This is a genomic window from Gilliamella sp. LMG 34360 (assembly GCF_984568995.1).
The window spans coordinates 1,109,843-1,122,484 of the sequence record NZ_OZ474900.1 but is presented as its reverse complement, the minus strand read 5'-3'; the positions used below and the strand labels follow the sequence as shown (position 1 = coordinate 1,122,484).

The 12,642-nt window shown below is 34.3% G+C and carries 10 protein-coding genes; all 10 read right to left on the bottom strand.

The genetic code is table 11. From position 1 onward, the window contains the following. Nucleotides 1-327 precede the first annotated feature (327 nt). The 10 genes from AC5LW9_RS05110 to AC5LW9_RS05065 all read right to left on the bottom strand — a co-directional run bounded on the left by AC5LW9_RS05110 (nt 328) and on the right by AC5LW9_RS05065 (nt 12,641). On the bottom strand, nt 328-2,076 hold the full coding sequence (locus AC5LW9_RS05110) for an acetyl/propionyl/methylcrotonyl-CoA carboxylase subunit alpha (RefSeq protein ID WP_493456431.1): 1,749 nt from the start codon (nt 2,074-2,076) through the stop codon (nt 328-330). Then, complete coding sequence (locus AC5LW9_RS05105) at nt 2,069-3,664, bottom strand: 5-oxoprolinase subunit B/C family protein (protein ID WP_493456430.1); 1,596 nt, start codon at nt 3,662-3,664, stop codon at nt 2,069-2,071. Before AC5LW9_RS05105 ends, AC5LW9_RS05110 begins: the two co-directional genes overlap by 8 nt. 108 nt (nt 3,665-3,772) lie before the next feature. Then, nucleotides 3,773-4,555 carry a LamB/YcsF family protein gene (locus tag AC5LW9_RS05100; protein ID WP_493456429.1) on the bottom strand — a complete coding sequence of 261 codons (783 nt, stop codon included), beginning with the start codon at nt 4,553-4,555 and terminating at the stop codon, nt 3,773-3,775. Between the two features lie 9 nt (nt 4,556-4,564). After that, entirely contained in the window at nt 4,565-5,800 is a 1,236-nt protein-coding gene (locus AC5LW9_RS05095; RefSeq protein WP_198236193.1) for an NRAMP family divalent metal transporter, read from the bottom strand. Between the two features lie 474 nt (nt 5,801-6,274). Next, complete coding sequence (locus AC5LW9_RS05090) at nt 6,275-6,730, bottom strand: prepilin peptidase (protein WP_198229037.1); 456 nt, start codon at nt 6,728-6,730, stop codon at nt 6,275-6,277. Further along, a complete protein-coding gene (locus AC5LW9_RS05085; RefSeq protein WP_493456428.1) occupies nt 6,730-8,160 on the bottom strand; it encodes an RCC1 domain-containing protein in 1,431 nt (476 codons plus the stop codon). The genes AC5LW9_RS05090 and AC5LW9_RS05085 overlap by 1 nt, the downstream gene beginning before the upstream one ends. A 34-nt stretch (nt 8,161-8,194) precedes the next feature. Beyond that, nucleotides 8,195-10,177 (bottom strand): TadE/TadG family type IV pilus assembly protein, encoded by a 1,983-nt coding sequence (locus AC5LW9_RS05080; protein ID WP_198229035.1) that lies wholly within the window; start codon nt 10,175-10,177, stop codon nt 8,195-8,197. A 21-nt stretch (nt 10,178-10,198) separates the two neighbouring features. Next, on the bottom strand, nt 10,199-10,954 hold the full coding sequence (gene tadF / locus AC5LW9_RS05075; RefSeq protein ID WP_198229034.1) for a tight adherence pilus pseudopilin TadF: 756 nt from the start codon (nt 10,952-10,954) through the stop codon (nt 10,199-10,201). A gap of 2 nt (nt 10,955-10,956) precedes the next feature. Continuing rightward, a complete protein-coding gene (locus AC5LW9_RS05070) occupies nt 10,957-11,448 on the bottom strand; it encodes a TadE/TadG family type IV pilus assembly protein (RefSeq protein WP_198229033.1) in 492 nt (163 codons plus the stop codon). Nucleotides 11,449-11,468: 20 nt separating this feature from the next. Then, complete coding sequence (locus tag AC5LW9_RS05065; protein ID WP_198229032.1) at nt 11,469-12,641, bottom strand: CpaE/TadZ family protein; 1,173 nt, start codon at nt 12,639-12,641, stop codon at nt 11,469-11,471. Nucleotide 12,642: the final 1 nt, after the last annotated feature.

Sequence of the window (12,642 nt, the reverse complement as noted above, 5' to 3'; positions counted from 1 at the left end):
GTATATTCTTTCTAAACTAAGTTTTGGGGGATATCTATATAAATAGTAATAGGAAAAGGCAAGATATAGAAATCATCCCTGAATATCCATACATAAAAATGATAATACGAGATAATTTCTGTACACTTTTAACATATCGTACATAAATTGGCAATGAAAATAATCAAAAAACTCAATTAATAGTTTATAGTTACCAAAATATCAACCATATTAAAATAAGCTTGCGTTGTAGATAAAACTGTAAAGATTCTAGAAAAATGAATCATCATCGTTTAATCAAAAATGGGAAATTTCCATCAATTTTATCAAACAATGAAGTTAACCCTATTAATTAATTTCCGCAACTTTATCACCAGTATTGACAAAATCACCTTCTTTACTGATTAATTTTACGATGCCTTTGCGATGAGCAATAATCTGAACTTCCATCTTCATCGCTTCCATAATACCTATTACATCACTTTTATCGACTTCTTGACCTTCTTCAATAATCCATTTAAAAAGATTTCCTGAAACTGGCGATTTTACAATAGTTTCTGATTGTTCCTCATTCTTTAATGAAGTTAATGCTGACTCACTATTCACAGCTAATGACAATCCTGCCAATAATTGTGCAGGCAAACCAATTTTGCAACGTTTACCATCAATTTCGATCACAGTATGGGTCAGAGTAGAATCTTTTATAGGTACCTGCCTCGGCAATGAATCCATCATTGGTATAAACTCTGTTTCAATCCAACGCGTATGTATTTTAAAATCACGATAAAAATCAGGATGTTCTATGATTGCACGATCGAATGGTAAAACACTCGCAACACCTTCAATAGAAAACTCCGCTAATGCACGATGAGCCCTAGCAAGCGCTTGCTCACGATTATTTCCAACAATAATGAGTTTTGCCATAAGTGAATCAAAAGTTGAGGGGATCGTTGAGCCAGTGACAACACCACTATCTAACCGAATGCCAGGTCCTGAGGGTACTTCAAATCGTGTAATAGTTCCTGATGTTGGTAAGAAACCATTAGCTACATCTTCAGCATTAATACGAAATTCGATAGCATGACCTTGAGGTTTAGGTGTTTCATTAATACTAAGTGGTAATCCTTGTGCTATACGTAATTGTTCCACAACTAGGTCGATTCCGACTGTTTCTTCGGTAACAGGATGTTCTACTTGTAGGCGAGTATTTACTTCAAGAAATGACAATTTACCATCCTGACTGAGTAAAAACTCAACGGTTCCAGCTCCAACATAATTTGCTTTGGCGCAAATGTTAATTGATGCTTGAATAATTTGTTGTTGCAATTGATCCGATATAAATGGTGCTGGCGACTCTTCAATTAGTTTTTGATTACGACGCTGCAATGAGCAATCACGCGTTCCTACAACGACAATATGGCCTAATTTATCTGCAATGACCTGAGCTTCTATATGACGTGGATTATGTAAAAATTGCTCTAAAAAACACTCACCACGTCCAAAAGCTGCTGTCGCTTCTCGTACAGCAGAATGGTAAAGTTCTTCAACTTCATCCATTTGCCATGCAACTTTTAAACCACGCCCTCCACCTCCAAAGGCGGCTTTAATAGCAATGGGTAAGCCATGCTTATGTGCAAATTCAACAACTTCTTTAGCATCGCGTACTGGTTCTTTAGTCCCTTCAACTAATGGAGCTCCGACTTGTATGGCTAGCTGTCGAGCTTTAACTTTATCACCAAGAATATCTATTGTTTCTGGATTCGGTCCAATCCAAATTAATCCTGCTTTTTGAACAGCTTTAGCAAATTCCGATCGTTCGGATAAAAAACCATATCCTGGGTGAACCATAGTAGCTCCCGATCTTTTTGCAATCGCAATAATCTTATCGATATTAAGATAAGTTTCACTCGGCAACTTTCCCGATAATCCATAAGCTTCATCAGCCATTTGAACATGCAGCGCATTAATGTCCGTATCAGCATAAATTGCAATGGATGCAAACTCCATATCACGGCATGCGCGAATAATGCGTACAGCAATTTCACCTCGATTAGCAATGAGTACTCTGTGTGTTATTTTTTTATTATTCTCAAACATGGTCGGTATGACTCCCTTCAAATTCTTTAAATATTCCAACAGGATTAAATTTTATTTTAGCATTTATAGGGATTTGTCCTGATAAATCTAAATGATATTTGCATACAGCACCAATAATCGGATACCCACCTGTTAGGGGATGATCATTTAAAAATAGCACAGGTTGTCCATTTGCTGGTATTTGAATTGCACCAATGCATGTACCCTCGCTTGGTAACTCTTGTAACTTAACGCGAGTTAATGAAATATCACCAGATAATCTTAATCCAATACGATTAGAAGCAGGCGTTACCCGCCACAATTGCTCAGTTAATAACTTAATTGCATTAGGCGTAAACCAATCAGTTCTTGGTCCAAGCACAATGTCTAATACCACTACATCACCTGGGCATGGATAGTTTATGGCTGGTGATTCATTCAATGATACAGATGCTTTTATATTTGTTGATTTGATCGTTAATGTTTGCCCAATTGTGATTGGTGGAGGTCCCACTTGTGCCAATGTATCAAATGAACAACTTGTTAAAATAGGTGATACTTGAAAACCACCACGAACAGCCAAATAACTACGCACTCCACATTTAATATTACCAAGTTCAACAGTATCACCTTTTTCTAATAAAATGGGTTGATACATTGGTGCAGTATATTTTTCACCAAGTAATGTGGTGATATTAATGTCACACACCGCTCCTGTGACTGCAATTAACATAGAGCGGTTTATTTGACTTTTAAAACCACCTTGGGTGATCTCAAGTGCGACTTCATTAATTGGGTTGCCAAGCACTCGGTTAGCACTATGTAGTGCACTTTTATCCATTGCCCCCGATTCTGAGATCCCTAATGCAGCTTGACCAATTCGTCCATTATCCTGAAAAAGAGTTTGTAATCCCGTTGCCAAAACTTTAATATCTTGCGGAGAGTTATTTTTTTCTTCTTTCTTTATCGTCGGTAAATGATATTTCTTAGAGGATTTAGCCGCATCCACAAAATGCACGCGGCTACCTGGTTTAAACAAAGCGGGATTATCTCGATTTATATCCCAAACCGCAGATTCGGTAATACCAATAAGTTGCCAACCACCTGGACTTGCTTGAGGATAAACACTACTAAATTCACCAGCTAATGCCACTGAACCAGCTGGAATACGAACTCTAGGCGATAGGCGACGCGGAACATTAAGCTGAGCATGATTTGATACCATATAAGCAAAGCCTGGTGCAAAACCACAAAAAGCAACTTGATACTCATTATTAGTATGCCTATTAATTACTTCACTAACTGTTATACCAAGATGATCAGCGACGTATGCCAAATCTTCACCATTATAGTTGACAGTTATGATAATTAATTCCCCTGAAAGAATTGAACCAGATGTGAGATCAAGAGCACAGATGTTCTTAGCAAGAGTATCGGCATCAGTAAGAATTGGGTTAAAACGGATTAAAACGGTTCGAGCCGCTGGAATGATTTCTTCAATTTTCCAGAATGCTAGATTATTTTGTAGTTGATCAGTTAAAGCCATGGTCTGTTCAAGGCTAGAAAGCTCAACCATAATTGCATCGATATTTACAGGTAAAAATCGCATTTAGTACCTCTAACCTTGTCGGTTATCTAATCCATGATCTTAACAAAAAACCAGTCTAAAATTATTTGTTTGATATCAGTTTATATTTTATCAAATTAACATAATGATTTATCTATCACTTATTTTCGTAAACGAAGTTATGGTAATTCCATTTTGTTGTAATTTTTCGCGAACTTTTTGTGCCATCGCTAATGCACCTTCACTATCACCATGCACACAAATGGAATCTGCCTCAATTGTAACAAACTTACCTTCAATAGAAGTCACACCGCCATCTCTGACAAGTTGTAACATACGTTCTGCGACTAATTCAGGATCGTGTAATACAGCTCCGGTTTCTTTACGAGAAACTAATGTACCATCAAGATGATAAGATCTATCTGCAAAGGCTTCGGCAACCACATGCAAACCTTGCTGTTTTGCCCAATCAATAAGTGGAGAGCCAGCAAGTGCCACTAATATAAGATTAGCATCAATTTGACAAATAGCATTGATAACTGCCATAGCTTGACGTTTATCGTTCGCAATAGTGTTATATAAAGCGCCATGAGGTTTAACATAACTCACTTTTGCACCAATTGATGTTGCTAAACCTTTAAGTGCACCAATTTGATAAATCACATCAGCCGTTAGTTCGTTAGATGCAATGTCCATATTACGTCGCCCAAAGCCAACTAAATCAGGGTAACCTACATGAGCACCTATTGTAACATTATTAGTTTTAGCTGCTTTTAGGGTGTCTAAAATGGTTACTGGTGAACCTGCGTGAAAACCACACGCAATATTTGCACTGCTGACCACTTGTAACATTGCTTGGTCGTTACCCATTTTCCATTGACCGAAACTTTCACCAAGATCACTATTTAAATCAATAAATCTCTTAACTTTCATATTTAATTTTTACCTTAAATAGTTAAATATGGTTACAATTGACATTGCGCCCATATACCAAGTTATCGCACAGACTATAAAACCAGACCATAACAACCAACGTGGATAGTGATATCCAGACATTAAATCAGCACGTTTCCAACCAATAAAAATAAAAATTGTTAAACCCAGTGGTAAAACTAAGCCGTTAAAACCTCCAGCAAAAACTAATAATGATACAGGTGCAGCTCCCATAATTAAATAAACGGCTAATGAACAAATAATAAAAATTATCGTCGCTATTTGGCGTTGCCTTATTGTGATAGAAGGTTTAAAAGGAGTAATAAACGTCATTGAAGTATAAGCTGCACCAATAATACTGGTTAATGCAGCTGCCCATAAAATTAAACCAAATATACGCAACCCCAATTGTCCTAAAGCTGCTTGAAAGGCTTGGGAAGCAGGATTAGCTGCATAGCTTGAGATATCAATAGTAACACCACTGGCTACCACACCTAAAATTGCTAAAAATAAAATATATCGCATCACTCCTACAACGATAATCCCTCGTGTTGCTGCGCTTGATACATATTTAATGTTTTCAACGCCCACCATTTTTTTATCAAGCAGGCGATGTGCGCCAGCGTAAGAAATATATCCGCCAACAGTTCCTCCTACAATAGTGGTAATAGAGGCAAAATCAATGCTACTTGGCAAAACAGTTTCAGTAAATGCTTGTGCGATAGGGGGATGCGCAGCAAACAACACAAATAATGTTAAACCGATCATTAGCAAGCCGAAACCAATCATTAAGCGATCAATAAAATGGCTTGCTTTATGTGACGAAAAGATATAGATCGCCATAAATGCGCTGATTGCACCGCCCCATTTTGGATCAAGCCCAACTAAAGCATTCAAACCCAGTCCTGCACCGGCAATATTACCAATATTAAAAACTAATCCACCAAAAATAACTAATATAGCTAAAAAATAACCACTATAAGGGATTGTCGCATTAGCAATGTCGGAAGAATACATTTTTGTTAATGAAACCACACGCCAAATATTTTGTTGCACTACAAAATCAATGATAATAGAAGCTAAAATACCAAAACCAAATGCACTACCTAATGTTACCGTAAAGGTAGCTGTTTGCGTGATAAAACCAGGACCAATTGCTGAAGTTGCCATTAAGAAGATCGCACTAATCAAGGAAGCTCGACGATTTTTTACAAAAGTTTTAGTATTACTAGTACGATTTTCCATATACATATCTCCTTTAAACTTGTCTCTGCAATTTTTAATAATGATTGTATAATTTTTATAGGCAATTATCATGCCATAGTTTAGTAAACATTAATGTTGGTAATTAACTATATTTGTCGTTTTTCAAACAAAACATTAATCAAAATTATAGTGATTCACTCCCTCGAAAAAATAACAACCTATGTGGTTCTAAATCGATGCAAACTGCACCAAAATAATACATATAAATACCATTATAAATTGTAAAATTTTTTAATAAAAATGATTAAAAAGAACAATTATTGTAAAGAAGCTTGAGGTTAAACATGGATTTAAGTAAAAAAATTAGTTTTAAATCAAAAATGCATCATTAGATATAGGAAATAGAAAAAATTAAAAAGGTATATGATTCCCTCTTAGCTATGTTTTAACTAAGAGGGATAGAATTGATATTAAAGCTTATTCACATCAAAAATAACAATATATAAAAAGTAACTAAATTAATACTTTAAATAAAATCAATGAAGTAAGGATATAACTACCTGTAATTGCCACACCATAAGGTAATGTAATTCCACCCTCTACTTTTTTTAGCCATTTATAGATAATGGCAAAGATTGCCAGAGGTAATCCCAAAAATGTGGTCACAGCCAAAAAAAACATTACGTTACCAGCAGGAATAGTTATCAAAAGTACAGTAATTAATTTTATATCTCCAGCACCTACCAATCGGCAATAAAACATCAATAAACCACAGACTAAAAATATACCGGACGCACTATAATTTAATGCACCTAGACCAAAGGCATAATTCAAAATCGCCAAAGCAAATATAACTATGACAATATAATTTGAAATTATCCGGTATTTTATATCTGTGTAACAAGAAATTAACAAACACAACCAAATCGTTAAAATAATTGCATCGTTAATCAACTCTTGATTAATCATTATTTTGCTTGCCCTAGAATGTAATCGTTACCGTATACAGCATGCATAGCATCCATCAAAAAATCTAATCTAGACGCATTCCAATCTCGAGTGTGAGCACTAGAAAGATCAAATTTATGGTAACTACCCACACCAACACCATAAACTTCTCCTCTTTCATTCCAATAGAATAGATTCTGTCTACCACCATCAATTTTAGTCAATGTTCCATTAAGTTTTCTTTGCACTACTCTACCTGTTCTCCTTTGACCGTAAAGTATTCCTTTTAAATGACTACTGCCTCTTATACCCCATGTTAATATACTTTTATGTCTTGTAATAGCAACACAACCACGAAATCGGCAATAGAGTGAATGAGTAACCGCTTTTTCGTCTGGAGCATTCTTTCCAATGATAGCTATAGGAGTATCAGTTATACTATGTGGATCCTTTCGATCATCGTCATCATCTTTTAAATCTTCTTCATCTTCTTCACTATCAATTCTACTTTCATCACCATCCACCATCTCTATCTCATCATCTTCATCTATTTCATTTGGATCGAAATTACCATCAGCTAAATATCTAGTTCTTCCCATACCATAAACTTCACCTTCAAAGGTTAAATAAGTCAAATAATCCCTACCACCTGTAATTTCCTTTATTTGCTGACCAGAAGTAATGCCTGAATCAGATTGTACTAGAGTATTATTAATTCTTATTGGTCTAATAGCATAATTACAAGTTTTTTTATTTTCCGGGCAAAATGTATTACTTACAGTTTCTCCCCAAGCATAAATAGTTCCAGCTCGATTGATAGCATAAGCACTTCGATAACCAACACCCATGGTTCTTACTCGGCTGCCATTAAAAAAACTTGACGGAATCTGTCTGAGTCTTTGTCTTGATTCTCGCTTGTCAAGTCCTGTTTCACCACGATTACCTCTTCCCCAAACCCAAATCTCACCATTAGCAGTTAAAGCATAAGATGTATATTCATTACAATAGACATCAATAACTCTTCTGCCAGACAACACTCTAACAGGTGTGGTTACATATTTGACATCAGTTCCTATTCCGCCACTCGCTTGACTATGTCTATTACGCCCCCAACCCCATACGTCACCATTTTCATCAAGTGCAATAATATGATATCTTCCTGCTGCAACTTGAGTAATCGTAAGTCCTTCATCAACGAACTTTTGTACTCTCGCTGGCACACTCCTACTGTTAACGTTTGTAACACCATTACCTTGCAAGCCTTGACCTCTATAACCCCAGACCCAGACATCACCATTTTCAATAGTAACCCCTGTATTTCTCAGATTTATGCGAGTAAGTGGTTTAACTCCTGTTTGGGTTGATAATATTATAGCATCAGTTTCTGAATCAGCTATAGCCGACAGGCTATAGCAAGCCAAAAATAGTACTATGATTTTTATTAATTTCATTTCATTATTACTCCTATTCTAACCCTATTGATATTCAGCCTGAATTTTTTTTGATGAATTTTCCTGTTTCAATCTCAATAACTTTATTTATAACCTCAGTCAATGACTTCCTATCCTTTGCCTCCATTAAGAACATAGGGTTACCATTCATGCATTTAGTAAACCACTTACCATACTCAGCCTCATATTGAGCATTAGTTGTTAAATTACTAGCATTAGGATTTAATTTTATATAGTAAATAATTGCACTTTTAGCTAATTTTGTAGTATAACCTCTGTCAAAGTTCTGCTTGCTTCTTAAACCCCCTGTAATTGCCTGACAAACACCCTTATCTAAAAAATTATCTCTAAGAACGTCAGCCCCCTGATCATCTTTACCATCACTAATAATAATCATAACTTTATTGTTGCCTTTACCTTGAGCCATTACAGGCACTGTCCTTAATAGCGCAGTCATCGTGTCCGTACCTCCGCCAGGCATCCAATTTGTCTTTTTTATACTTGTTAAAATATTATTATTATGATCAGTATCATCGCTAAAAGGAATTAAATGTGGTGTGGATTGGAAATTGGTAACATATTTTGCTTCCCCAATTTCCTTGTATATATCATCAGTTACATTTTTCACACCAACCATTTTTTTATTCATTAGATTATTGCTATACAGCGGTGATTGACACATGCCCATAAAAGGTGAAAATTCTGCAAGTACCGGTGAAATAGGACGCTCAAAAGTAATAATATTTTGTTTCATACCACTAAATAAAGTATTAATAGTATTATCCACATCTACAGTCCTAGTATTGGCAAATGAATAATGCACATCGCTATAATCCCCTGAGAACATATAATCAAATAGTTGAACCACTGCAGCAAATTGACTCTCTATAAGAACTCTATTTTTTTCTGGATGATCATTTCTATTTGTACCACAAGCATACTCATGTAATCCATTTTCAGCTCGATCTTGATAATTGGTTCTCTGAGTACATAAACCAGCATTAACTAATGCGTTATTACTACCATACTCTAACCCTAATGCTGGTCCAATTATTTGTGCATAATAATGATAATAAGAACTATCCATATAGTAAGTAATTAATCTTCTATGTTTAGGAAAATAGTTACTTCTGGACAAATAATCGCTAATAACGTGATCTTCTTTTAGTTTACTCCATTTTGTAAATCCAATATTCTTGTTTGCCCAAAAATTATAATTAAGATTATTATAAGGTTGGTTCATTCTGTACATAACAGAACAATTATAATTTTGCCCCCCTGCTGCATTCTTAGTTTGGTTTTCTACTGGCACACCAATATCATAAGGCACTAATGCAAATTGATAATCTGAATAATCCTTATATTTTTCAATAATGTCTACTATTGCCTCTTTCATATAGTCAAGACGCCTTTGAGCATTATTATCTGGAGAATAAGCATTACAGTTTACATCACTATATTGGCATGTAGATGAAGCAGAAAAATCGCTGATAAAAGCAAAATCAAATGAATCATTAATTAGATATTTTCTAGTATTACCATAGCTTTCTGTTTTATTACCTACAACAACAGGCTGAGGTTTCTTATCGTCATTTTTAATCTTAGTAAATTCATTAAATGGTTGGTTGTAGGCGATATAATATTCATGTCTATCTCCGTCATAATCTACATTAATTTCGGAACCAGGTCTTAATAAATTTGTATCTGTATTAGAGTCATTACCTATTTCTTTTGAAACGAAATAATTAATATAATTCAATGCAAGTTTTCGATTTTGCTTTTTTGCTTCATCATCGACATTTCTATTATCTATAGCTATGACTGCTAATGATGCTTCATTTGTGGCCTCAGAAATTATAGCCCGATTGCGCATAGTGTAAGCTTGATTAATTGAAAATGCCATACATGTAAATATAGCGGGAAGCATAATTGCCATTGATATTGCCACGGCTCCCGAGGTACACTTTAAAAAAGAATCTTTATGATTTTTTTTATTTAATTGGCTATTATTGTTCATATTATCCTCTCAAAAGCGCATTTAATAATAAGTAGGGCAAACACTTGAATCATTACAACGTGACAATACAACAACGTTATTACATAGATTCGGTACAATGCCACCGGAGCCTTGTCTATTAGAATTTACCCATTTTAAATAAAGACTTTCTTCATTAACAATGCACATAGAAACTCGATATAATGGAATCCAACGTCCACTTAACATAATTGATGAATCCACCAATTTTGGGACATATGGCGCAAGTTGTTGGTAATTACTTGAAGGGTTATCCATGGCTGGTAAAGAATTAAAATAGCTTCTAATTGAGCTATTACCGCATGTTCCCTTAGAACAAGATAGTAAATTTTTTCCAAAAGTCACTAGTTTAGCTTTTGTCAAATCTCCTTGATTCTTAGGATCTTGTAAAATAAATAGAGCCTCTATCTGTAAAGCAATTTCACGATTATTCAATAGTGAACTTGCTAATCTGCCCATTTCATTGACTTGTTGTGAATCAAATAACTCACTAGAAACATAACACGCATTCCTACTTGAACATAAACCTGCCCTATTAACATCATTAATATTTTTTATTTTATCTTTATATAAAGTTGATCTTTCACGAAAAACAGATGCTACAGTATAATTTGCACGTTCTAATTTATTTTGTAACATAATAGATGTGTATACATCATAAATAATGAATACTATGATTGAAAACAATAAGAAACAAATTGCAAACTCGATTGATAATGCTCCATTTTTATTATGGAAAAAGCTTTTAGAATATTTCATTATTACTCATTTCCTTTGTATTCCATTTCACTTTTAATAAACTCACGGTAAACAACTGTTTTTCTAGTCAAAGCTGTGTCAAGAAAACTAAAAAACTCGGAAAATACTACTGAATATTGATATCTCAAATCAAATAACAATATGTGAGTTTCATCAGTAAGAGTTGTTTGACAGGTGTCACGAATAATATTATTCACCTCTTTACAATACATTACAGTGATATTAATTTGGTTAGAATTAGCAATATAAGGCCATAATGGAACTTCAGATTGAACTAGACCTTCTATTTTCTCAGCATAATCGTCTTGTTCAGTGATAGCGGCTTGTCTTGTTATTTCTGTAGTCATTAAATCTAAAGCCGAGCCAATAATCATAACTCGGCTAAATTCAAATGCTATCAAAAAAAGAATAAGTAAAAACGGAAAAATAACGGCAAATTGTATTGAAACAACTCCATTCTTTTGACTAAAAAACAATCCCCAATATTTCAACATGATTTTTTCTCTATTCTGCCTTAAAAATTATTTTTCTTTTTCCTTAATAACGAAAAAAAAGCTTTCTGCTGTTTATCATCCATTACTTTATTACCAATAATAGCAGCCGCTATTTCTCTTATTTCAGCACTGTCATTAGCTTTCTTAAATTTATTAATACTTGGTATAAATTTACGAGTGAAATCAATTTTCCGTTCTAAAAAATCTTCAATATCAGAATCACGTAAAGCACTTTTTTTATCATAAGGAATATCATCATTTAGACAAATTAAAAAACGCTTATTGAGTAAATCAAAATTTGTAGCACTTGCACGCGTGATTTCTGTTAACATCTTCTTAGCAACTTTAATAGAGTAAGGATCTCTATTTATCACAATGAAAATAATATTAGAAAATGTAATAATTTCTTCAAAATGCTTAAACGATGAAGCTAACCCCATATTTTGATCAATAATCGTAATATTGAACTCTCCAGAATTGAGGTCTTTATAGTTCCATGCTTTTTCATTAGTTTCCACTTTAACCTGTAAAGAATGCCCAACATCGATTATCGAGCCATCGTCAGGTATTGGCATTTCAAACAAAAAATCCGCATTCGAACTTGTTGTTGCACCTTGTATATAAAGAAGCGGGTAATTAGTTAACTCACTAATTTTCCTAAGAGTATGAACAACCAATGATGAAGTTCCAATTCCTCCTTTACAACCTAAGAAGCTAATTACACTCCCCACTCTCTGACTTGAACCAGGAGGTGTCATGCTTCTCTTATGCAAAATATCAGGAATTTTTTCTAATTGGCTATTTTCCAATAAGAAATGTATTCCTTTTTTTGATAAAAATTCGGAGAACTGAATTGAATCGTAACTACCAACAAGTACTGTTGTTGCTTGAATAGGAATACAACGATTAATATTTTCAGATATTTGTTCAGCATCATCAGCATTTTGGATATCTACAATAATTGCATCAAACTTATTCCAACTCGGTGTTTCTGTCAATTCAGATAATGTTAATGAAATAATTTCCATACCCAATATGTTATATAGAAATAATACAGAACGAACCTTTTCAATCAATTCAGTTCTTTTACTTACAATTGCTACTTTATAGCCAGATATCCGTCCAACAACATATTCTTGTGAAGGAGAATTTGCTGATGCATCTGTATCTTGTTTATTGCCAAATAATTGCATA